At 45.7% G+C, this 23,275-nt stretch carries 21 protein-coding genes and 3 pseudogenes; 9 read left to right on the top strand and 15 right to left on the bottom strand.

What is annotated here, in order from left to right:
- Nucleotides 1-253: 253 nt before the first annotated feature.
- Together RID53_RS17505 and RID53_RS17500 are read right to left on the bottom strand one after the other, a co-directional pair.
- Nucleotides 254-661 carry a hypothetical protein gene (locus RID53_RS17505; protein ID WP_446389304.1) on the bottom strand — a complete coding sequence of 136 codons (408 nt, stop codon included), beginning with the start codon at nucleotides 659-661 and terminating at the stop codon, nucleotides 254-256.
- Between the two features lie 3 nt (nucleotides 662-664).
- Nucleotides 665-880 (bottom strand): hypothetical protein, encoded by a 216-nt coding sequence (locus RID53_RS17500; protein WP_446389303.1) that lies wholly within the window; start codon nucleotides 878-880, stop codon nucleotides 665-667.
- Nucleotides 881-1,018: 138 nt separating this feature from the next.
- Between RID53_RS17500 and miaB the strand changes: the two genes are divergently transcribed.
- From miaB to topA, 4 genes are all read left to right on the top strand, one after another.
- On the top strand, nucleotides 1,019-2,374 hold the full coding sequence (miaB, locus tag RID53_RS17495) for a tRNA (N6-isopentenyl adenosine(37)-C2)-methylthiotransferase MiaB (protein WP_446389302.1): 1,356 nt from the start codon (nucleotides 1,019-1,021) through the stop codon (nucleotides 2,372-2,374).
- Nucleotides 2,375-2,651: 277 nt separating this feature from the next.
- The gene (locus tag RID53_RS17490) at nucleotides 2,652-2,933 is read left to right on the top strand and encodes a DUF4258 domain-containing protein (protein WP_446389301.1); all 282 of its coding nucleotides are present in this window, start codon (nucleotides 2,652-2,654) and stop codon (nucleotides 2,931-2,933) included.
- Between the two features lie 17 nt (nucleotides 2,934-2,950).
- Nucleotides 2,951-3,181, top strand: a complete 231-nt coding sequence (locus RID53_RS17485) for a type II toxin-antitoxin system MqsA family antitoxin (RefSeq protein ID WP_446389300.1) — start codon at nucleotides 2,951-2,953, stop codon at nucleotides 3,179-3,181.
- Nucleotides 3,182-4,067: 886 nt separating this feature from the next.
- Nucleotides 4,068-6,698 carry a type I DNA topoisomerase gene (gene topA, locus RID53_RS17480; protein WP_446389299.1) on the top strand — a complete coding sequence of 877 codons (2,631 nt, stop codon included), beginning with the start codon at nucleotides 4,068-4,070 and terminating at the stop codon, nucleotides 6,696-6,698.
- Nucleotides 6,699-6,758: 60 nt separating this feature from the next.
- Here the strand turns inward: topA and RID53_RS17475 are convergent, their stop codons facing one another.
- From RID53_RS17475 to RID53_RS17440, 8 genes and pseudogenes are all read right to left on the bottom strand, one after another.
- Nucleotides 6,759-7,622, bottom strand: a complete 864-nt coding sequence (locus RID53_RS17475; RefSeq protein WP_446389298.1) for a hypothetical protein — start codon at nucleotides 7,620-7,622, stop codon at nucleotides 6,759-6,761.
- Between the two features lie 2 nt (nucleotides 7,623-7,624).
- The gene (locus tag RID53_RS17470; RefSeq protein ID WP_446389297.1) at nucleotides 7,625-8,689 is read right to left on the bottom strand and encodes an AAA family ATPase; all 1,065 of its coding nucleotides are present in this window, start codon (nucleotides 8,687-8,689) and stop codon (nucleotides 7,625-7,627) included.
- Between the two features lie 26 nt (nucleotides 8,690-8,715).
- Nucleotides 8,716-8,892, bottom strand: coding sequence for a hypothetical protein (locus RID53_RS17465; protein WP_446389296.1), 177 nt, complete (start codon nucleotides 8,890-8,892; stop codon nucleotides 8,716-8,718).
- Between the two features lie 184 nt (nucleotides 8,893-9,076).
- Nucleotides 9,077-9,628, bottom strand: coding sequence for a Uma2 family endonuclease (locus tag RID53_RS17460; RefSeq protein ID WP_446389295.1), 552 nt, complete (start codon nucleotides 9,626-9,628; stop codon nucleotides 9,077-9,079).
- 139 nt (nucleotides 9,629-9,767) lie between these two features.
- Complete coding sequence (locus RID53_RS17455) at nucleotides 9,768-11,075, bottom strand: glutamate-5-semialdehyde dehydrogenase (RefSeq protein WP_446389327.1); 1,308 nt, start codon at nucleotides 11,073-11,075, stop codon at nucleotides 9,768-9,770.
- Between the two features lie 219 nt (nucleotides 11,076-11,294).
- Complete coding sequence (locus tag RID53_RS17450; RefSeq protein WP_446389294.1) at nucleotides 11,295-11,942, bottom strand: DUF1294 domain-containing protein; 648 nt, start codon at nucleotides 11,940-11,942, stop codon at nucleotides 11,295-11,297.
- 61 nt (nucleotides 11,943-12,003) lie between these two features.
- A pseudogene (locus RID53_RS17445) lies at nucleotides 12,004-12,348 on the bottom strand (Uma2 family endonuclease); the annotation flags it as partial.
- Between the two features lie 126 nt (nucleotides 12,349-12,474).
- Nucleotides 12,475-12,687 (bottom strand): annotated as a pseudogene (locus tag RID53_RS17440) (Uma2 family endonuclease); the annotation flags it as partial.
- Nucleotides 12,688-12,825: 138 nt separating this feature from the next.
- Here RID53_RS17440 and RID53_RS17435 point away from each other — a divergent pair.
- Both RID53_RS17435 and RID53_RS17430 read left to right on the top strand, forming a co-directional pair.
- Nucleotides 12,826-13,173, top strand: a complete 348-nt coding sequence (locus RID53_RS17435; protein WP_446389293.1) for a PadR family transcriptional regulator — start codon at nucleotides 12,826-12,828, stop codon at nucleotides 13,171-13,173.
- Between the two features lie 569 nt (nucleotides 13,174-13,742).
- Nucleotides 13,743-13,832, top strand: a pseudogene (locus RID53_RS17430) (adenosine-specific kinase); the annotation flags it as partial.
- 57 nt (nucleotides 13,833-13,889) lie between these two features.
- On the opposite strand, the gene RID53_RS17425 reads toward RID53_RS17430, so the two are convergent.
- From RID53_RS17425 to RID53_RS17415, 3 genes are all read right to left on the bottom strand, one after another.
- Nucleotides 13,890-14,105 carry a hypothetical protein gene (locus RID53_RS17425; RefSeq protein ID WP_446373506.1) on the bottom strand — a complete coding sequence of 72 codons (216 nt, stop codon included), beginning with the start codon at nucleotides 14,103-14,105 and terminating at the stop codon, nucleotides 13,890-13,892.
- A gap of 335 nt (nucleotides 14,106-14,440) precedes the next feature.
- Nucleotides 14,441-14,917, bottom strand: coding sequence for a BON domain-containing protein (locus RID53_RS17420; RefSeq protein ID WP_446389292.1), 477 nt, complete (start codon nucleotides 14,915-14,917; stop codon nucleotides 14,441-14,443).
- Nucleotides 14,918-15,203: 286 nt separating this feature from the next.
- Entirely contained in the window at nucleotides 15,204-16,994 is a 1,791-nt protein-coding gene (locus tag RID53_RS17415) for a general stress protein (RefSeq protein WP_446389291.1), read from the bottom strand.
- Nucleotides 16,995-17,437: 443 nt separating this feature from the next.
- On the opposite strand from RID53_RS17415, the gene RID53_RS17410 reads away from it, so the two are divergent.
- Together RID53_RS17410 and RID53_RS17405 are read left to right on the top strand one after the other, a co-directional pair.
- Nucleotides 17,438-17,710: a GlsB/YeaQ/YmgE family stress response membrane protein gene (locus RID53_RS17410; RefSeq protein WP_446389290.1), complete on the top strand. Its 273-nt coding sequence runs from the start codon at nucleotides 17,438-17,440 to the stop codon at nucleotides 17,708-17,710.
- 256 nt (nucleotides 17,711-17,966) lie between these two features.
- Complete coding sequence (locus RID53_RS17405) at nucleotides 17,967-18,668, top strand: helix-turn-helix domain-containing protein (protein ID WP_446389326.1); 702 nt, start codon at nucleotides 17,967-17,969, stop codon at nucleotides 18,666-18,668.
- A 36-nt stretch (nucleotides 18,669-18,704) separates the two neighbouring features.
- Here the strand turns inward: RID53_RS17405 and RID53_RS17400 are convergent, their stop codons facing one another.
- Together RID53_RS17400 and RID53_RS17395 are read right to left on the bottom strand one after the other, a co-directional pair.
- A complete protein-coding gene (locus RID53_RS17400) occupies nucleotides 18,705-19,073 on the bottom strand; it encodes a hypothetical protein (protein ID WP_446389289.1) in 369 nt (122 codons plus the stop codon).
- Nucleotides 19,074-19,314: 241 nt separating this feature from the next.
- Nucleotides 19,315-19,482: a hypothetical protein gene (locus tag RID53_RS17395; RefSeq protein WP_446389288.1), complete on the bottom strand. Its 168-nt coding sequence runs from the start codon at nucleotides 19,480-19,482 to the stop codon at nucleotides 19,315-19,317.
- 132 nt (nucleotides 19,483-19,614) lie between these two features.
- Between RID53_RS17395 and RID53_RS17390 the strand changes: the two genes are divergently transcribed.
- Entirely contained in the window at nucleotides 19,615-22,995 is a 3,381-nt protein-coding gene (locus RID53_RS17390; RefSeq protein WP_446389287.1) for a plasmid replication protein, CyRepA1 family, read from the top strand.
- The last annotated feature ends 280 nt before the right edge of the window (nucleotides 22,996-23,275 follow it).

Raw genomic sequence — 23,275 nt, 5'->3', positions numbered from 1 at the left:
ACGTTTCATGGCAAGTTTAGACACCTGAGTCAGGGCGGGTTTAGTTACATCTGGGTGCAACCGAAAAGATAGTTGTGAAACCATCCGTATCAACTTAAGCTCAACCCCTCACCCCCAGCCCCTCTCCCACGCCGGGGAGAGGGGAGCAAGAGCCATACCGTGAAAACTAAGATTCAGATGAATTACTCTCTTGCTTTTTGGCACGATAATTTATGAGAAAATTTGGTGTGCAATGGTAGAGTTAGCTGGCTGGCTAAGGAGATTTTGGCTTGACTTCAAATTCTAATTTAGAACGGTAGAAGCAAACATCGAATTCAATAAAAAAGTTGGTCTGACCCAAAATCAATGGTGTGTTTGGACGCTGCACCCATGCAAACAGCAATTTTGTCTGGGGAAAGTCTCCGATTTTGGCGATCGCAGAAAAGGGCATTGCTGGCTGATTGCTAAGATTACCCGCTAACTGAATAATAGCGCTGCGATCGTCCCAAATTCCCCCTAATTGAAGACCGAGTTCAAAAGGTAAAACATTAACTGTAGCACCGCTATCCACTAGCCCAATTGCTTCAATTCTCTGGTCTTCCTGATGTAGAATTAGCGGAAGTCTCGGCAGGCTGTCAAACTCATTTTGATTTGGGCTAGTGGTTGAATATTTAAACCGCATATATCACTGCTGACTTGCATCGGAGGGTTTGAAGGCTTCCATTAAAACTGCACCTGCCCCAAAACAATCATAAGGGGTGGGCAAGTCATAGATTTTAAAGGGTTCCAACGGTAAAATATCCTTAGCCATCTCCAAATCCTCAGCCAGAATTCGGATCAGTTTGAGCTTTTCCGTTGCGGTGAGTTGTCGTGCAGCAGGAAGCACCTCAGCTAGTGACATAATTGCACGTCCCCAAATTGCCAGAATTTACACCTACAGCTTACTCGATTCCAGTCTGATTCGATTCAACATCAGCTTGTTCAACAACCAAAACCTATAATGAAAATCTAACGTTATCTCAAAACCCTGCTACTTAACATGACCACCTCTCCCCGTCGCTACCATATCACCACCTTCGGCTGCCAGATGAACAAAGCCGACTCGGAACGCATGGCTGGTATCTTAGAAGATATGGGATTTGAGTGGTCAGAAGACCCCAACGACGCCAGCCTGATCCTCTACAATACCTGCACGATTCGCGATAACGCCGAACAAAAAGTCTATTCCTACCTGGGTAGACAAGCAAAGCGGAAACAAGAACAACCTGACCTTACCTTAATTGTTGCCGGATGTGTCGCTCAACAGGAAGGAGAATCACTGCTGCGGCGTGTCCCCGAATTGGATTTAGTCATGGGACCTCAACACGCTAACCGCCTAAAAGACTTACTCGAACAAGTCTCCGACGGAAACCAAGTTGTCGCCACTGAACCCATCCATATCGTTGAAGACATTACCAAACCCCGCCGCGATAGCACCGTTACCGCTTGGGTGAATGTGATTTACGGCTGTAACGAACGCTGCACCTACTGCGTTGTCCCCAATGTGCGCGGCGTGGAACAATCCCGCACCCCAGAGGCGATTCGGGCAGAAATGGCGGAATTAGGACAGCAAGGGTATAAAGAAATCACCCTACTGGGACAAAATATTGATGCTTACGGGCGAGATTTACCCGGCGTGACTGAATCGGGACGACATCAGCACACCTTGACAGATTTACTCTATTATGTTCACGATGTCCCCGGAGTTGAACGGATTCGGTTTGCCACGAGTCACCCCCGCTATTTCACGGAACGACTCATTCGCGCTTGCAAGGAATTGCCCAAGGTTTGCGAACATTTCCATATTCCCTTCCAATCCGGGGATAACGACATCCTCAAAGCCATGGCGCGGGGATATACCCAGGAAAAATATCGCCGAATTATTAATACGATTCGCGATTATATGCCCGATGCGTCGATTAGTGCGGATGCAATTGTCGGCTTTCCGGGGGAAACCGAGGCACAGTTTGAGAATACGTTAAAACTGGTGGAAGATATTGAATTTGACCAATTAAACACCGCCGCTTACTCGCCTCGCCCCGGTACACCCGCCGCCTTATGGGAGAATCAACTGAGTGAGGAAGTTAAGAGCGATCGCCTACAACGACTCAACCATTTAGTTAGTATAAAAGCCGCCGCGCGATCGCAACGATATTTCGGGCGAATTGAAGAAGTTCTTGTCGAAGATCAAAATCCCAAGGATTCCAGCCAAGTGATGGGGCGCACGCGAGGAAATCGGTTGACCTTCTTTAGCGGGGATATTAATCAATTAAAAGGACAGTTAGTTAAGGTGAAAATTACCGAAGTTCGGGCGTTCAGTCTCACGGGTGAAGCGTTAACCTTAGCCCCTTGTTAAAAAGGATGTGATGTCGGGTGGGCAATGCCTATCCGACTCCTGATCGAGGCGGGTCTAGCAACTGATGATTGGCGATGATTGGGAGTGCGATCGGCTAAAGATTTCTATTATAGCACTACGCATTGAGGTTAGGACAATAAAATTAGGTGAAAAGGCAATAGGGAATAGGCAATAGGCAACAGAGTAATGTCCTAACGTATGCCCGTAATGCTATATAACAAATCCCTGAAAACTAGGATAATCATTTTGGACACAGGTCGATGAAATTAGTAATGCTATGTTCGATGAAATCTTGCAACGAATGCGAGAAAAGATTCGCTCACGAAAATATGTAATGACACTCCACGCTGAAGAAGAAATGAGCGAGGATACCCTCACGATCTATGATATTGAACAAGGCATTCTGACAGGCGAGATACTGGAACGTCAAAAAGATAGGGCGACCGCCGAATCGAAATACCGCATTCGAGGTACAACTCTTGATGGTGGGGAAGTCGAGTTAATTGCCAAGCTGAGTCCAACTGGGAAGCTAGTTATCATTACAGTATATGTACCTTAAAAACGGGAAAATGCTATATGATGTGCGATATTTGTGGAAGTGAAAATGTAATCATCCGCCAGATTACTAGGGCATACGGCAAGGGTGAAGACCTACTCGTGATCGAAAATATTCCAATCCTCAGTTGCCCTGATTGTGGTGAGAGCTATTTTACCGCACAAACCCTTCACGAAATTGAGCGGATTAAACGCCAACGTAAATCCTTAGCGGTTGAACGTCCTGTAGAAGTGGCTAGTTTTGCACAGTGAGTAACCTATTATAAATTAGCAATAATCATCATATTTATGATGAATATAAAAAATATATCCCTTGGGTTTTAATCCCCCTCTTACAATCAATCATCATCACCCTTTTGGCAATTAGATGTTCGTAGTGGGAGCATCTTGCTCCCTACCTAGGGGCTGCTGAATAAGTCTTGTGGTGGGGTAGAGAGCAGGGGAAGCAGGGGAAGCAGGGGAAGCAGGGGAAGCAGGGGAAGCAATGATACATTTTCCCTGATAGCGGTGCAGGGGTATGAAAGGGTTTTACATTATGTTCTTGAAGATGAGCCAATGTCCATGCTACTCAAAGCCTTGATAGATAAGGGTTTTGGAGTTGTGCAGCCAACCCTACCTAGAGTCTTGGTTCAGTATTACATTTTCTCCCTCATCTCCCTCATCTCCCCCATCTCCCCCAACTCCCCACCTTTCCTCTGGAAAAAGTGCAGTTACCGTTGAGATGGGATATATAAGAGAAGAAGAGACATCGGATAAATGATCGACCCAAAGCAGTAGCTTAGTATGGGACTAACTGGGACTGTATTCCTGGCATAGCCCTGCTAATTACAACTTTGGGGATGCACCAACCGCCTAACCTAGCCATCATGCACCGCATACGCCAACACCCATGAACATCACTCCCACTCAAAACCATGTCCTTAAGCGACGTGAAGAATCGGTCAGGGCAGGTTTTGTACAACTGTTACCATCAATAGCGACAAGAAAGTCCCTAAACCCGCCCCTACGCACTCACGCACCCGGTTCTCTTGAACGAAGGGAAAGGTTCAAACGCCCGGATTACGGATCAATGACTTGAGACCCTGCATAAACGACTTAGATTAGACTGTTCAGCTAGGCTGCTATTTTGAGGACTCCCATGACCACCCTCGTCATCGTCGAATCTCCCACCAAAGCCCGTACCATTCGTAACTACTTGCCTTCGGACTATCAAGTAGAAGCGTCAATGGGTCATATTCGTGACCTCCCTCAATCGGCTAGTGAGATCCCCGAAGCCGTCAAGGGAGAAAAATGGGCGCAGTTGGGGGTCAATGTAGAGGCAGATTTTGAACCCATCTACGTTGTCCCCAAGGATAAAAAGAAAGTTGTCAAACAACTCAAAGACGCCTTGAAAAACGCCGAAGAGTTGGTACTCGCCACAGACGAAGACCGGGAAGGGGAAAGCATTAGTTGGCATTTGTTGCAAGTCCTCAAACCCAAAATTCCCTGCAAACGCATGGTTTTTCATGAAATTACCCAAGAAGCCATTCGTGACGCCCTGCAAAACTGTCGGGATATTGATGACCAACTGGTACACGCCCAAGAAACCCGCCGAATTTTAGACCGATTGGTGGGCTATACCCTCTCGCCTCTACTGTGGAAAAAAATCGCCTGGGGATTATCAGCCGGTCGGGTTCAGTCCGTTTCTGTACGGCTGCTGGTGCATCGAGAACGCCAACGCCGTGCGTTCCGTCAAGGGAGTTATTGGGATTTAAAAGCCCTTTTAGACCAAGACAATACGCCCTTTGAATCCAAACTTGTCACCCTAGCGGGGACAAAAATAGCCACCGGAAGTGATTTCGACGCCAACACCGGGCAAATTATTGAAGGGCGGACTGTGCGGCTGCTGAATGAAGCCGAAGCGCGAGACTTACAGGCGCGGCTGACAGACAAAACCTGGACGGTGACTGACCTAGACGAACGCCCCATCACCCGCAAACCCGCCCCCCCGTTTACCACCTCCACCCTGCAACAGGAAGCCAACCGCAAATTAAGCCTATCGGCGCGAGATACGATGCGGACGGCTCAAAACTTGTATGAACAGGGGTATATTACCTATATGCGGACGGATTCGGTGCATTTATCCGCACAAGCGATCGCGGCAGCCCGGAGTTGCGTCGAACAAATGTATGGTCAGCAATACCTCAGCCCCAAACCGCGTCAGTACAGCACCAAAAGTAAAGCCGCCCAAGAAGCCCACGAAGCGATTCGCCCCGCCGGAAATACGTTCCGTACCCCCAGAGATACTGGACTATCGGGTCGTGAATTACAACTGTATGAGTTAATTTGGAAGCGCACCGTCGCCAGCCAAATGGCAGATTCGCGCCAAACCCACATTACCGTAGACTTGGAAGTCGAAGATGCCGGATTTCGGTCTACAGGTAAACGTATTGATTTTCCCGGTTATCTGCGGGCGTATGTAGAGGGTTCCGATGATCCTGACGCCGCCTTAGAAGACCAAGAAGTCGTCCTTCCCGCCTTAGCCGTCGGAGATCATCCCGAGTGCAAAGAGTTAGAAGCCGTCGGTCATGAAACCCAACCCCCAGGGCGCTACACCGAAGCCTCCCTGGTCAAAACCCTAGAAAGTGAAGGAATTGGGCGTCCCAGTACCTACGCCAGCATTATCGGTACAATTATCGATCGCGGCTATGCCCAAATGCAAAAAAAGACCCTCATCCCCACCTTCACCGCCTTTGCCGTCACCAGTTTATTAGAGAAACATTTCCCTGACTTGGTAGACACCAGCTTTACCGCCAAAATGGAACAAACCCTGGACGAAATCTCCACCGGAGAAGCCGAATGGCTACCCTATCTGGAGAAATTTTATCGGGGTGACAACGGCTTAGAAACCCAAGTTCGCGAACGGGAAGACCAAATTGATCCCAACGAAGCCCGGAGTATCGAACTGGAAAATCTGGATGTCAAAGTTCGCATTGGTAAATTTGGTCCCTACATCGAAGCCGAAAATGGCGATGGTTCCATCACCGCGTCCATTCCCCAAGATTTGACCCCCTCGGAACTGGATGCTGAACAGGTGGGGGTAATCCTCAAGCAAAAAACCCAAGGACCGGAAAAATTGGGGCTGCATCCGGAAACAGGTGAACCGATTTATCTGTTAATCGGGAGTTATGGTCCTTATGTGCAACTGGGTGAAGTCTCGGAGGAGAATAAGAAACCGAAGCGGATGTCTTTACCCAAAGGGGTGAACCTGGAAGATGTCACTCTGGACATGGCGCTGGGTTTATTAGCCCTCCCCCGTACCTTAGGGGTTCATCCCGCCACTGGGGGTAAAGTTCAGGCGGGATTGGGACGTTTTGGTCCTTATGTTGTCCACAACCAGGGGAAAGAGGGAAAAGATTATCGTTCTCTGAAAAAAGACGATGATGTATTGACAATTTCCATGGATCGTGCATTGGAAATTTTGTCTCAGCCGAAGAAATCTAAAGGGGGTAGTCGCAGCAAGTCTAAGACTCCTTTAAAGGAATTAGGGGAACATCCGGAGGACAAAGAACCCGTCAATGTCTACGAGGGTCCTTATGGAACGTATGTTAAACATGGTAAAACCAATGCGGGACTCCCGGAGGATTTATCGGTTGAGGAGATTACCCTAGAAAAAGCCTTGGAACTATTGGCGGCGAAAAAATCCAGCAGTCGTTCCAAAAAATCAAAATCCTCAAAATCCTCGAAATCCTCGAAATCCTCGAAGAGTCGTAAGAGTACCACAAAATAGGTTGGTGTAGAGACGTTCCCTGGAACGTCTCTACCGTTAAGTTTAATTGTGTCCATCTACTTATAAGTTCTCAATTTCTGTTTGTAATTCCATCAAATCAGAATATTGAGTAATATCAAGTTGATCAATTGCCCAATTAAAAAAGTTTTTTAAAGAAATGTATTGAGATTCTTGTCGCTGCATAGCTTTTTGCAAATCTTTACCATGAAACCAAATCAAATACTGTTTCTGTTGCCAAAATTCAGCTTGGTCAAACTGAGTCTGATAGATAACGAGACTTTCTTCAAATCTATCTTGGGTGACTTGATCAACAGCTTCTTTAAATGTCTGAATGAGTTTCTTGGCTTCAGCTTGACAGTGTTGTAAATCTAAAGAAGCTGGAAGGTTACCACTACCTTTTGTCCAAGTTGTTTCAAGCTGCGATCGCGCCACACTTGGCTTCGCTACATCAGCCAATGCCCATCTTACTGCTTGATAGTCTGTCAGCGTCCTTGCTGCACTGTCAATCCATGCTGCAATTGTCTCAATTCCCGGTGAATCGCCATGTCCCCACTTGGATAAAGGATTTTCCGATTTCTCTGTAAACTTAGCCTGCCAATACTTATGAATTAAATCAGCATCTAAAAGATAATTTTCAACACAAGCACGATGAGTTAAAAAGCAGCGTTGTCCCAGTTGTAGTAATTTAACGTTTGCGGTTGGTTGAACATCAAAATCTCTATCCCTAAAAATGATGTATCGTTGGTTGATCGCTTCATCAGGAAAAAAATAACCTTGAGCAAAAACTGAAAAGGTAAACTTCCCACCAGCCGACACAATTGTTGGTCTCTGTCCTGGTTGTTCTGCTAAGATGCGCTCTAGAAGCTTGATATCTAAACTGGTTTGTTTCCCCTCACAGAAAATAACCTTATCAGAGACACTCAAAGTTACACCTCTAACCGGATAATATGTGCTTCAGGGACTAATTGCTCTACATAATCAGAGTGAGTTGTGATGATAAATTGATTATTTTTACCCAACTTTGGCAAAGTCCTCAGCAATGCTTGTTGCATTGGCGGATGTAAATGTAATTCAAGTTCATCAATCAAGATGACTGAATTATGAATATTCCAGTTGGCAAAGTCCATTAACATGGGAAATATAGCCCGTTCTCCGCCAGAGAGTTCCGAAATTTCATACTGGTTTTTGCCATCGTAGAGATAAAACCATGGTTCACTCAGGATATCATCAATATTTTCGCGGGGAACCGGACCTTCAAAACTACGTTCGGGGAAAACCTTCTGGTAAACTTGTTCAATTTCAGCGTACACATCTTTTTGTCCTGGACGTAGTTGCTTAATTCTACCTATTTCAATATCTTGATGGAACTGACGCCATTTTGATAGGCGATCGCGTAAAATGTTTTCAGTTATTTCAATTTTTTGATCGGGATCTTCACTGGTTAAACTTGTTGACGTTCTTTGATCGGTATACCAGAATACTGTACCCACTCGTTCAAACACCTGAAACCCTTCAGATCGCCGCAGTTGTTTGGCATAATCTCGCCCTTTAAATTGAAACAATTGAGGCGCCGTATCTGCTTGGACTCGCTCACCTTGCCATTTCAAAGTTGCTAGGTAATCCTCTGCTGGAGTAACGGGTAAATGACGACCCATTTCGTGTAACTTGTGATGGAATTCCTGAACAGCGTGGAGTTCTTCAGATGAAAATTGTACCTTTAGAGTTACATCTGGCTCAAATCGACCCCAGTTATTTCCTAACAGTTCATAATTAAATCCTACCCAATCTAAATCAGGAAGTTTTTGTAATCGTCCAGTTGCTACTCCTAGCGTCGCCGCAATTGCCTGTAAAAGACTGGTTTTACCCGCACCATTCATGCCAATTAGGACAATAATATCTCGTGCTAAACCCGTTTCCGAATCCGTAAAATCAAATACAGGCGGATTTCTGAATTTCTTGAAATACTTTAACTCGACCGATTGAACTTTCATGGCAAATTATTTAACTATTTACGTGTTTAGTCACCTGACTCAGTCTCAGTAGATAGTTGGGCAATTAGATCGTTTAAGGGAATATTGTTCTCGTGCTTTGACTTGGCATCTGTCGGTTTTTCTGCAACTTGAGCATCTACTTCTTCTATTGATAACACAGGTAAGTCGAATGCATCCTTAAACCATTTGACCAGTTGGATCAATTCTTCCAGCGAAGCGCCAACAACAACAACAGGTGCTTTACTATAAGCGACAATCGTACCATCTGGCTCATAAAATACCTCACGAATTGAATAGCGTCCTTCTTCTTGAAGTAATGTAAATCTCGAACAGCATTACGAATTCGATTTGATACATTTATCACAAAAAAACTAGGTTATACATTATTTACATACTGACAATAGAATCGACGGATATACTTATATCAGGAAACGCTAGGGGATAAATTATCCCTCCCGCTAAGGCAGATCGGGAAGCGTATTCTCCATCTTGGGGATCTCGAAATACAATCAGTTGTCTTCTTTGTAGATTAATGACCCAGTATTCAGAAATACCAACTTGGGCATAAATTTTACGTTTTATCTCTAAATCTTTCTCTAAACTGGACTCGGAATACTCAATTAGCCAAAAAATGTTGTCTGGATAAGGGTGATGGTCTAGGTATTCACGCCCCAATCGTTGCACAATGGCGATATCGGGTTCAGGTTCAGAGTTGTTTGGGAGTGTTATCGGTTTAGCTAAACGAACCATCGCGCGATCGCTTAACCGCCGCATTAGATATTCCCCAGCTTCACTACTGAAGTAGGCGTGGGGTTCTCCTTCTGGTGAAATCTCGACAATTTCTCCTTGGAGTAGTTCCACACGCCGATCCTCTAAAATCCCCGCCGCAATCATGCGATGATACTCGTCTATTGTCCATTTGGCTGTGGTGATTGCCATTGCGATCGCGTTTATTTGGCTGGCTTTATTGCTAACTATAGAGGCGCTGAAGCGCAACTACGAACGAATGGCGCGATCGCACCTCTATATTCAACACTTGAAGACAAAAGATGAAACACCAATTATTGTTAGGTTTTCTTCAATCCAAATCCCGATGGGTAAAGGATTTCGCATCCTTGCCACTATAACTCGCCACAACCTGACCTTGACCTGTCATTTGATACTTATATGTCACCAATCCCTCCAATCCCACAGGACCACGAGGCGGTAATTTATTTGTACTAATTCCCACTTCCGCGCCAAACCCATAACGGAACCCATCCGCAAACCGAGTCGAACAGTTGTGGAACACATTCGCGCCATCGACTTGATTGAGGAATATCTGGGCAATATCGGAATCTTCGGTAACAATAACATCGGTATGCCCAGAACCATAATGATTGATATGGTTAATGGCGTCTTCTAAGGAATCAACAATTTTAATCGACAGAGTTAAATCATTGTATTCTGTAGACCAATCCGCATCTGTGGCGGCTGAACAGTCAATCATTTGACAGGTTGCTTCATCGCCACGAAGTTCTACCAGCCGTTCTTTTAAGGCTTTTGCGGCTAGGGGAAGGAAACTCGGCGCGATCGCCCGATGTACCAGTAGCGTCTCTATCGCATTACACACCGCCGGATACTGGGTTTTCGCATCGACGGTAATCTCCACGGCTTTTTGCAAGTCAGCCGCCCGATCAATATAACCATGACAGATTCCATCAGCATGACCCAATACCGGAATCCGAGTATTGTCTTGAACGAAGCGGACAAAGGAATTTGAGCCTCGGGGAATAATTAAATCAATGTAGTCATCCAATTGCAACAGCGCCATTGTCTCCTCTCGCGTGGTTAAGAGTTGCACTACCGCTGGATCAACTGAACTGGTGGATAATCCTTTATGAATCGCGTTAACAATCGCTTCACAGGATCGAACCGCTTCCTTTCCTCCTTTAAGAATCACCCCATTCCCCGATTTCACCGCCAGGGAACTAATTTGCATCACCGCATCGGGACGTGCTTCAAAGATAACGCCTAAGACTCCCAGGGGACAGGTGACACGCTTGAGAACTAATCCATCATCGAGTTCCCGATGAATTTGGATTGCGCCAATGGGATCAGTCAACTTCCCCACATCCCGCACTCCCGCGATCGCGGCGTTCAGTTTCGTCTCATCCAGCTTCAGGCGATTGTACAGGGGTTTAGGGATACTTTCCGCTTCTGCGGCTTGACAATCTGCGATATTCGCCGCCAAGATATCCGGTGCTGCGGTTTCTAAGGCTTTGGCGATCGCTTCAATCGCTAGATTTTTGGTATCAGTGGACATAACCGCCAACTGTCGTGCGGCTTGGCGAGTGGATTGGGCGATCGCGCTGAGGGATTGGGATGGTACTGGAGTCGCTGTCATGGCTGGAGATACAAATACCAACTGTCATTTGAAGTCTAGCAAAATCCTGGACTGGGCGAAAATTATGATTGATGTCGTTCCCGGAAGCCAAGAGTCCCCTATTAAGACAACGCTATAAGTTCTCAATTTTTGTTTGTAATTCCATCAAATCCGGATATTGAGTAATATCAAGTTGAGCAATTGCCCAAGCACAAAAGTTTTTTAACCTCATTTTTCCACTCAATTAAATAAATGTTTGAACAGCCAAGCGCTCCAAAACATGATATGAAAAGCCACAATTGCCCAAAATAAGACTTGGTAAGAATTTTTGCTGCTTTTGTGGCGTAGGGTGCGTTGAGCAATGAATGCGCCTAACCATCCACCTGCTAGTTCGCACAAATGTAACGTTTTCTCAGGTATCCTCGATTCTCCGGTTCTAGCACGGGACTTATCGTGAGCATAAAGGACAAAGGTTAACCCACTCATGATCAAATACAACAGGAGAGGAATTAAATTTGATGTTATTGATGCCAAGTGAATCGAGCCGCCAAGAGGAAATAGAGATAAAAACAAAACTTCCCAGACTAGAGAAGATGATTTTGTTCTCTTTTTCGATCGCTTTCTTTTAGGAGAAATTTTGGCTAACTGTTTGGGACTAGGCGGAGATGCTTTTCCTTCGATGACAGCCTTGCTAGCACGAAGTTTTCCTTTATTGGCAACGGTTACTTGATAACGGATAATGTCACCGACTTGGGGACGGCGATTAGGGTTATTTAATCCACTGATATGCAGAAAAACGTCTTGATCGCCATGATCGGGTTTGATAAAGCCAAACCCCCCTTCGTCTTTCCAAACCGTTAATTGACCTTTATGCGTTTTGGGTTTCATCCCTAAAACTCAATGCTAGTTTAGAATACTATACCATGGCGTCAGCTTTGCGTCCCTACAGTTAAGTATCAATAGTGACAATAGAATCAACGGATATATTTAGATCAGGAAACGCTAGGGGATAAATTATTCCTCCAGTTAACGTAGCTCTGGAAGCGTATTTCCCATCTTGGGGATCTCGCAAAACAATCAGTTGTCTTCTTTTAAGATTAACAACCCAGTATTCAGGAATACCAACTTGGGCATAAATTTTACGTTTTATCTCTAAATCTTTCTCTAAACTGGACTCTGAATATTCAATTAACCATAAAATGTTGTCTGGATAAGGGTGATGTTCTAGGTATTCACGCCCCAATCATTGCACAATGGCAATATCAGGTTCAGGTTCAGAGTTGTTTGGGAGTGTTAAGCTGTCATGCATTTAAATTGGGTATTAGTAGCGAGCAAGATGCAAAGCCTGCGGCATGGCTTCGCTTAACGCACTACAAGGCTTTCGCCGTTATTGATATTAAGGTTTAAATGCCGAACAGCTTATCGGTTTAGCTAACCGAACCATCGCGCGATCGCTTAACTGTCGCATTAGATATTCCCCAGCTTCACTATTGAAGTAGGCGTGGGGTTCTCCTTCTGGTGACATCTCGACAATTTCTCCCTGAAGTAGTTCTACTCGCCGATCCACTAAAATCCCCGCCGCAATCATGCGGTGATACTCGTCTATTGTCCATTTGGCTGTGGTGATTGCCATCGCGATCGCGTTTCTGTTGCTGATTCCATTTATTATAGAGGCGCGGTCAGCGCCTACTACGAACGAACGGAGCGATCACACCCCTATATTCAAAAATTGAATATACAATGAAACTATGAATATAGTAGAGATGACCCAATGTCCACTCGCAACAAAGACGACACGCTGAATCTGACGCTGATCGAAGAATCGATCCTGAATGCGCTGATGTATCGAGAACGCTATGGATTGGAGATTATGAGTGCGATCGCGCAAGCCAGCAAAGGTGCACGCACCATTGGCTTCAGTTCTCTTTACCCCACCTTGCGAAAACTAGAAAAGCGGGGATTTGTTACCTCTCGCTGGGGTGATGAAGCGCCTGAGGAAACCACAGGCGCACGCCGACGTTATTACAAAATCACAGGTTCTGGCTTGCAAGCCTTGGAGAAAAAGCAACAATTCCTCACCGCCTTACAGCATTTGCAACCTGCACTGGGAGAACTCTAATATGATTCACCGAAACCGTCACCGCCGCCGCACCGTTCCGCAGATAGTACGTTTGATCTGGCGTGGTGTACAAGCGATCGCCAAAGCACGGCTTTAACCTACTGGCGATTAACTGGACTCTGCATTACCGTCAGTTTGATCAAGCTGAGACGACTTGCGATCGCGGCGAGACGAATACGTTAAGAATTTCCCATGATTGCGCCCGTTATGGATGAATGCTCCAAAACACCTGTTCCGTGTAGGGGCGACCCGCTTGGACTAATTCAAAACTCCATTCCACTCAATTGGATCGGGTCGCCCTCTACTCAATGAATGTCGAGATCGGTTCGTCCTGATTCGCCAAGGACAAAGGACAAAAAAAAAGAGAGTCACCTAAGCAACTCTCTAGATTATCAGGGTGCATCTACTAAGCATAATTATAGTCATTGGGGGTGAGGGGTGTCACCCCCTATTTGCAAAAAAGATGTTGAGTTTTGTAAAGAAGTGGCAGCCTAACCCGTGATCCGTGACCCCTGACTGATGAAAATAAAAGCTGTAGGGTAGGGTAGGTAGCGCGTGAGGAGACAGCTATGGAACTGAAGTCAGTTTCCGTAGAGCTTCCGGAAGGGTGTAATATTATTATCGGTCATAGCCACTTCATTAAGACAGTGGAGGACTTACCGATTCAGAGGAACTCAAAATTGCCTCATCCGTTAAGAGAGATTTTGCCACTAAGCTTAACTCACCCAAGACATAGGATTATCCTCTCCCGTTGAGGAAGGGGTAAACAGCATCAACTGGGACAGGGCTGGCTGGGATAAATCTGTGAGTTGTCGTCCAAAAATAAACTCGCTGTAATCAGCTAGATTATCAAGTCCTAGAAGATTGAGCAATATCTCAGCCGCTAACCATACCGTTGTTTTTGCCAGCAATGCTTTCCAGTTTACCGTCATGGATGTATCCCCCTTGGAATAAAAAAGTGGCAGGTGGTGAACGCCAACGATTTATTGCATCACTAGGATAGGCGGAGACTTGGAGGAACAAACACCGTGATTTTATCCAACTTAAGGGGTTAGTTGAATCAGTATCAGTAGATCTACTGATAAAACAGGTTTCACTAGAGGACGCATAATTGGGTAGAGACGTTGCAGGCAACGTCTCTACAACAGTTCTTTGGTCCTAATCGATGTGTCTACTGCTATACAACAAAAAAAAGCCAGACTTTAATTTCCAATAAGTTTGGCTTTTGGGGTTAATTAAATTAATTATTGAAACCAATTTCAGGGGTTCAATTATTCTCCTTCGGTTGTGCGGGAGCAACGGCAGCTTTAACATTGACAGACTGAACCCCTTTAATTTCTTTTGCCAAAGGTTCAATTCTCTCAAATTGTTCCTGAGTGGGAACCGTTCCCGATACCATTACAACACCGTCCTCTGCTTCAATCACTAAGGCACCAGCGGGAAGATTCGCTTCGAGTTTACTGCGAACTTCGCTCTCTAGGTCATCATCACTTCTATCTTCAGCCGCACCGTCATTTAAGGCATTATTGCGCTGCTCCCGGGCGCGAATGTCAGAATTAAGCTGGTTTTGGCGGACTTGACTTTGAGCGTCTTTCTGGCTATCTTGAGCCTCGTCAGCGTCTGGAATTTCTGCGGGGTCTGTAATTGTATTTGGAGCATCTGCACTGGTTTTAGCACCGTCGGCGCAGGCTACGGCACCAAAGAGCATAACACTAGCCAAGAGAACTGGAGTGAATTTTTTCATGGTTTTTCCTAAGGGTGAAAACAGGAGACAAGGATTTTAATCCTTGATTTTTGGCATGGTTAAGAAATTCCTTACTGACACCAGTAAGGTAATTTTCACGAGATTTGAGTATTGCAGATTAGGTCAATTATCGAAATAATCAGGATTAGAACACCAATGCCGATAATTTCAAGAACCGGGTTTCTTGATTAAGGACTGAATAAATATCATCCTTTAAACATTGAGAAACCCGATTGATTAACCTGCTAACCTCAGAGTTGTCTGCCTTCTACTTGTATGAGACGGTTTAATGGCGACGGTCAACAATTACGACTTCAGGAGCATCACTAATCCGGTTGATGCGATGGGGTTGCTTAACCTGACCCGTAGTCGAATTATAAATTCCCCAATCCTGCATCCCATGACGGCGCAAGATGGTTTCAGCCTGGTGGATTTGGGCTTGGGTGCCTTCTACCATGACCAGAAATGCACCTTGGTTGAATCGGTCATGGAATAAGGAATTACGTTGTCCGAGAAAGCCGAAAGCACTATCAAAGCGATCGCGAATGGTAAGATTAGGTATCAAGTTGTGGCGCTGATAGTCCCGCGCAATCACAGACACTTGATTCATGGGAAAATCGGCATCATATAATTCCTGGATTGCTGTATCCATATTAGGGCGATGGGAGAATGTACCAACCGCCCGATGATGGTGTCCTAACGAGTGGGAAGTATTAGCCATGGAATTACTCCGACGAGAGTGATTAGTATTGAGTCCGTCAAAAACTTCCCAGTCTTGGACACCATGACGGTGCAAGATCGGTTCGACGCGACGGATTTGGTCTTCTTTGTCTTCTAGGATTAGCAAGTATTCACCCTGGTTAAATCGGTTGTGGAAAGCGTGATGACGTTCTCCCAGAAAGTCTAAGGATGTCTGATCAAAGCGATCGCAAACACTTAAACCCGGTATCCAGTTGTGGTGCTTGTTGTCACGGCTAACTAGAGAAACGTGGTTCATGGGAAAGCCAACATTACTCAATTCCCAGAGGGTGGTTTCCAGGTTATGACGCTTCTTAAACACACCAATGGCATGGTGATTGCGAGTGGTGTCAGCATGGGGAGTACAGACAAGGGGTTGATCCGTCTCAGAGGCGTTGTCATCCGGTGCATTAAAACTGTCCCATTCTCGAACACCGTGACGGTGCAAGATGGCTTCGGCGCGACGGATTTGGGTTTTTGTACCCTCTAAAACGATCAGGAATTCACCCCGCTTGAATTGGTCATGAAAGAAGTGATGACGATCATTGAGAAAACCCAATGATGTTTTATCGAAGCGATCGCTAACATTCAAACCCGGTATCCAGTTATGGCGATCCTGATCACGGGAAATTATGGAAATTTGACTGAGAGGAAAACCCACCTGGTTTAATTCGCGAATGGCAGCATCGGTATGGTGATAGTGGGGAAATATACCAATGGCACGAGAGTGATGGTGATCTAAATGATGATCAAAAGTCTTGGAGGTGACAGGGTGGGTACCAGAGGGAGCCATTTTCGGCGCATCGAAAATATCCCACTCTTGAATCCCGCGATGGTGCAAAATGCGTTCGGCACGTTGGATTTCGGCTTCAGTGCCTTCTACGATGACTAAATAGTCTCCGCGAGAGACTCGCTCATTGTACACTTTGGCTCGGTGTTCCGGAATGCCTAACCCAATGAGTGCGCCAACCAAACCACCTGCAGCTGCTCCGATAGCCCCGCCTGCTATGGTGGTTGCAATCGCGGTTGCTGTTGCACCGGCTAGTAAAATCGGTCCGACGCCGGGAATGGCTAAGGTACCCAAACCGACTAACAAGCCTGTCAAACCTCCTAATGCACCTCCGGTGACAACACCTGTTGTCGCACCTTCATCGGCTTTGTTACTTACTTTCTTATGTCCATTTGTTCCACCAACTTGATTCGGTCGATGAGAATCCTGGGTGATCACGGAAATTTTATCCATCGGGTAGTGAGAATTTCTTAGGTCTCTCAGTGCCGATTCAGCGTCTTGGCGGTTGGGAAAAGTGCCTATCGCTCGTTTATGGTGTCTTAAAGTCATTTATTTTTCTCCCAGCAGGAAAGGTTTTTTTAATGCCGTTTTCTGGTCTACCCTTCCTATTTAATCTCTGATTCCTAGCGGCTTCTTCTGCCGAAGTGAATAACTTATACTTATATAAAGTGATAGATGATTGTTAGTTAAAACAAAGCTTCAATTAAATTTAGCTTGTTTTAGGAATATTTCTTTTGGACTAAGTACAAACCCTAAAGATGTAGCATTTTTTACTCCGAAAAGTACCGTAATCAGCTTTACATAATTGTGTCGGGGCGTTGTTGAGCTGTCCGCATCTGGCTGTTTTCGTCAATAAGATGAGTTATTTTTTTGATAAAACTTAAAAAATGAAGGTTTTATTTGTCCAGCTTATTTCTGGAGATAGAGGTTGAATCAAAACTCAAAAAGATAAACTCATCAACATCAATAACTATTAGGTTGGAGAAAAAACCATGAATATCTTGGCTTGGATAGTTTTGGGTTTACTAGCTGGTGCAATTGCCAAGGCAATTTACCCAGGTCATCAAGGTGGCAACATTATTTCCACTCTATTACTGGGAATTGTCGGTGCTTTTCTGGGTGGAACCTTGGCAACACTTCTAACGACGGGGGAATTAGCCATGACAGCAACATCGTTGAGTATTCCCGGTGTTGTCGTGGCTGTTTTGGGAGCGATTATTGCCATCTTTATTTGGCAACGATTTGTTCAACGGGGTGTTTATTAAGTCAGGGAAGAATGTTCCAGACATATCAGGGTGCGTCTGAGAACAGGGGAAGGAATCAACCTAATTTTTGCGATTCTTGCAGGACTTACGCTGTACTGTTGAATTACTGTTTGTCGGGGTAGGATATCTCCTACCCCAACTCTATGGCGTGTCGGTGCGTCAGGATACGTTAGGACATCAGGTTGACGTGAGGCTTTTGACGGAAAACAGCTCAAGTCTGTCAAAATACTATAACTATTCCCGATCACTCATACTCATGTCCACATCTAGCCATAAGAATCAGTCTGCCCCGAATTACACCCAACAGTTACAATACCTCATGCAGCAGGTGGATGTGTCCAGTTTTCGCCAACTGAGTCGCGTCAGTGGTGTGTCTGAACGACAACTGAAACGTCTGCGACAGGGAGAGGTATCGCAAATGCGGGTAGAGACGCTGCTGAAATTATCGCAGGTATTGCAAATATCGGTCGATCAATTGCTAACCTTATTTTCACCCGAATCAATCTCCCCGATGACGCCGCCGCGCGATCGCACTTCACCGAGTTCTGAGATTCCCACATTGCAAAGCCTTGACAACCTCAAGCAGGAATACAACCGACTACAACAGCAATTCGCCGAACAACGCGAAACCCTTTTACAGGAATTTCAGCAATCGAGTGTGCAGGTATTAGAATCATGGTTATTACAGTGGCCCACAGCCGCTTATGCGGTAACTCAGAATGACCAGTTACCTGCCATCCGATTATTGCCTCTAATCAAGCCAGTGGAACAGCTTCTGCAACAATGGGGCATAGAAGCGATCGCCTCCGTTGGTGATGAATTGGCTTATGATCCCCAATGGCATCAATTAATGTCGGGAACCGTTCAACCCGGAGAGCTGGTGCGAGTTCGTTATGTGGGCTATCGGCAAGGTGATAAATTATTGTATCGGGCTAAAGTGAGTCCGGTGAATAATTAAGGATAAAATATTTTTTAAGCCCTTAACTATGTGGTTTTAATCTTGATAAAGCTTGCCCACATTACAGGCTTCTTCGGTAATCCAAAAGCGAAAATATAAAATTGAATAGTTTTGTTTTTTCTGTCTGCGGGAACTGCCCCGACATTCAGAACGGGTTAGGAAATTGTGCGGGGAAGGTCGAGGCTCTTTATTACTACTTGTCGTTGTTTGATTCAAGGTTAAATCTCCTGTAGGTTTAAAATTCAGCGGTTTTTGATTGGGTAAAAGCACCTGTTTGCAATTAGCACAAATAATTGCTTGGTTAATTGATAAATCGATAAATGCAGGTATAGCATGACTAGCTGTGGCAAAGGTTAAAGTTCCTAAAAGGCTAGTGCTAGCTAGACGAATTAAGCATTTAGTCATTTATCGACCTAGGGGTAGGTTGTTGATTTTTATTGTCGCATTCTTATTTCAAATAAAATTCGGTTTTATTGAGGAGTTTAAAAGGCAGAATTTAGGCGCAATCAGAGTTTACATTAATGATTTAGGGCTTTTGTTCTAAAGTTTTAATGTTTTTTGAAAGTTACCTCAATTATCCTGAATTCCATTAGTCCTGAATTTAACTCAACCGGAAACCGTAGGGACGCACGTCGGTGCATCCGTGTCAACTTAAGCCACAATTCTTGCCAACTCCCGGTAGATCGGCGACTTGTAAATCTAGTTCAACGAAGAAGTTGGGGAGCTGGTTTCGCGATCGCTCTACCCAAAATTTGGACAATTTGGTAGCAATTTGGCGATAGAGACCTAACAGGCTACGTCTGGAACATCTCATTCCTGTACTTCCCGCACCCCTGCACCGCCACTTTTTTACATGACGCTTCAAGCATTGGTCAACAAGCCCTATAATTAGTGTTCCTTTCCTAAGCTATTCAGTTTGACTACTAGATGTAGTGTAGTTTTGCGTATGAACCCCTTAATCTCAAATCCCGTGAATTATCTGCAAGAATGGAACAGTAGCTGTATCGATGACCAACTCACGCGCTTAAACGTTATCCCTTTAACTGGCACTTGCCCATCGAACTATTTATTCTACGCGGATACATTACCACGACGGAATGATGGTCGGGTCAGTCACCGCATCCTCAAGCGCTACGAACATACGGAACAAGGAGGATGGTGGTGTTCCGGAATTGACGTACTCACGGGTAATGATGACCTTTGGGGTTGTTTCAAGCCTAGTTCTCCTCGGCGCAATACTCAGACGGGAAAACCGATTAAATACGAACATCCGCCCCTAGCCCCCACAGGTGTTTTTGCTCTACGTGTCCCCCTACATCTGTGGCAGGATATTGCTAATCGCTATAACCTGACGCTTCCATTTGATGTGTCTGGGGGTGGGTTTAATCACGTCATCGACAATCGTGAAAACCTCGCCGACACATCGGTCAGGGCGGGTTTTGTACAAACGTTACCATCAATCGCCCCAGGCGAGTCCCTAAACCCGCCCCTACAAACCATGCCCTCGATAGTCGCTAAGGGTGAACATTCGGTCAGGGCGGGTTTTGAGGAAACGTTACCATCAATCGCCCCAGGCGAGTCCCTAAACCCGCCCCTACAAACCATGCCCTCGATAGTCGCCAAGGGTGAACATTCGGTCAGGACGGGTTTTGTACAAACGTTATCATCAATCGCCCCAGGCGAGTCCCTAAACCCGCCCCTACAAACTCACAATGTCTCCGGCAAATTTTGGCAGTGGTTGATTGCCCATCCCGAAATCCCGTTGTGTATTACTGAGGGCGCAAAGAAAGCGGGGGCTTTACTCACCGCCGGCTATGCGGCAATTGCCCTCCCTGGTGTATTCGGAGGCTATCGTGTCCCTAGAGATGAACAAGGAAATCGGATCGGCAAGTCTCGCCTAATTCCCCAGTTACTCAAATTAGCCACACCGGGGAGAACCATTTATATTGCCTTCGACCAAGACACTAAACCCAGTACCATCAAAGCTGTTAATGCCGCGATTCGTCAGTTGGGATATTTATTAACCCAAAAGGGATGTTCTGTCAAGATAATTAGTTGGCATCCAGACCAAGGAAAAGGGGTGGATGATTTAATTGCCAACCAGACTCAAACAGCATTTGACGAAGCCTATCAAACGGCTGTCCCCCTAGATACTTGGAAAGCCCAATCCTTAACCGGGCTGACGTATCCGCCCACGATACAGATAAATCGTCGCTATGTAGGGGAATTATCGATTCCTGAGGATGCCAAATTGATTGGGATTAAATCCCCTAAAGGGACAGGGAAAACTCAGTGGTTAGAAACAATTGTCAAAGAGGCGATTAAGCGCCAGAAATGGGTTTTGGTAATTGGTCATCGGGTGCGACTCGTGGAGGCGTTATGTCAGCGCTTTGGCTTGAACTATGTCACTCAGATACAGGATACAGAAACGGGTGCTAGGTTAGGCTATGGTCTCTGCGTTGACTCTCTCCATCCTACGTCTCAGGCTGGCTTTGAGGCGGTGAACTGGTCAGATGGAGTGGTGATTATTGATGAAGTGGAACAGGTTCTTTGGCATGGGTTGGATTCGGAGACTTGCAGGAGTAACCGAGTGGCGATTCTGAAATCTCTGAAGACATTGATGCAAAATGTTTTGGGAGATGAGGGACAAGTTTATGTGGCAGATGCGGATTTGAGTGATGTTTCTATCGATTACTTGATTTCGTTATCGGGGGTTCCCCAACATCCTTATATTATTCACAACACCTGGAAACCTAGTGAGTCTGAATCCTGGCGGGTAAACTATTATCCAGAACGTAAGCCAGAACGCTTGATTCAGGATTTGGAACGACACATTGCAGCTGGTGGGAAACCCTTTGTTTGCCTTTCCGCCCAGAAACGGGGGAGTCAGTGGGGAACCTGTACGTTGGAAGCCTATCTACGTTCTCGATTTCCTGAGGCAAAGATTCTCCGCATTGATTCCGAATCTCTGACTGAACCGACTCATCCGGCGTATGGCTGTATGCGTGATTTGGATGGGGTGTTGAGTCAGTATGATATTGTTCTGGCAAGTCCGGTGATTGAAACCGGAGTCAGTATTGAGTTGCAGGGACATTTCACCTCGGTTTGGGGAATTGCGATTGGGGTGCAACGTGAAAATTCGGTGCGTCAGGCGTTGGGGCGAGTGCGGGAAAATCTGCCTCGGTTCCTCTGGGTGGCGTCTTGTGGGTTTAATCGGGTGGGGAATGGTTCTACGTCGATTCCGGCTTTGCTGACATCGGGACGACGTTTGACTCAGCTTAATATTCGATTATTACAACAATCCGATTTTGATGCCCTTGATGATATTGAGACGGGGTTTCAAGCCGAATCGCTATTGTGTTGGGCAAGAATGGCGGTGAGGCATAATGCGTCGATGTTTCAGTATCGGGAATCGGTACTGGCGGCGCTGCGTAGGGAAGGGCATCAGGTGGTTGAGGCTGCGGAAGAGGAGATTGTCTCCTCGGCTTCTCAGACAGAGGGGAAGATTGAACCCGATTCGCTGACGGCTGCGATCGCGGCGGTGAAAGACCAAAACTATCAAGCCGAATGTTTAGCGATCGCGCGGGCTAAAGATCTGAGTGATAAACAATATCATACTGGGCAAAAACGATTAGTGAAAACCCTTGCCCAACGACGGGCGATTCGCAAATATGAGTTAAAGCAGCGTTATCGAATTCCAGTGACTGCCCAACTGGTGGCTAAGGATGATGAGGGTTGGTATCAAAAGCTATTGCTGCATTATTTTCTCACCTTAGGGCGAGATCATTTAGCGCAACGGGATGCAGTGATGGCACGTAAATTGATTGAGTTAGGCGGTGGGAGTATTTTCTTGCCCGATTTTAATCGTTCTCAATTGGGGGCGGCGGTAGGGACAATGGAACTTTTGGGGGTTCCCGTTTTGTTAACGGATCGGGGGCGTAAATTAAGGGGAACGGATGAAGATTTGCAGGCGATGGCACAATTGGCATTATCGAATCGGGCGTCGATTAAAACTACGTTGGGAATTGGATTGGCGCGAAATGCCACACCGATTCGGATTGTGCGGCGTTTGTTAGATAAAATTGGTTATGGACTTCAATGTATTGGTCGTGAAAGTAAGCGTTTAAATCGGGTGCGTGTCTATCAGGTGGTTCATCCCTCGGATGGGCGGTTTGAGGTATTTCAGCAATGGTTGGCGCAAAGTTGTGAGGTGTTAGAGAAGTCTCATCAACGACTTGATGCTTGTTCAAAAGAGGCAAACAATAAAGCTGATGCTGATGCTGGGGTTGACTATGTGCAGCTTTGTCTTAATTTGTCGGATTGTTGATTTTTATTAGTCATTAGTCATTTGTCATTAGTCATTAGTCATTTGTCATTAGTCATTAGTCATTAGTCATTAGTCATTTGTCATTTGTCATTTGTCATTTGTCATTTGTCATTTGTCGAAGATCACCTGCACTCTAATCGGGGCGGGTTTAGTTATATCAGGGTGACAACTAAATGTTAATGGTAAAACCCGCCCCTACACACTCTTCCCCATTTCCCCCATCTGACACACCGAACGTGTGACCGAGCGAAGTCGAGGTCAGTCGAGGTGTTCCCCATCT

The sequence above is a fragment of the Coleofasciculus sp. B1-GNL1-01 genome, assembly GCF_040220235.1.
In the GTDB taxonomy this organism is placed as follows: Bacteria; Cyanobacteriota; Cyanobacteriia; order Cyanobacteriales; family Coleofasciculaceae; genus Coleofasciculus.
This window is presented reverse-complemented; position numbering and strand designations above follow the sequence as displayed.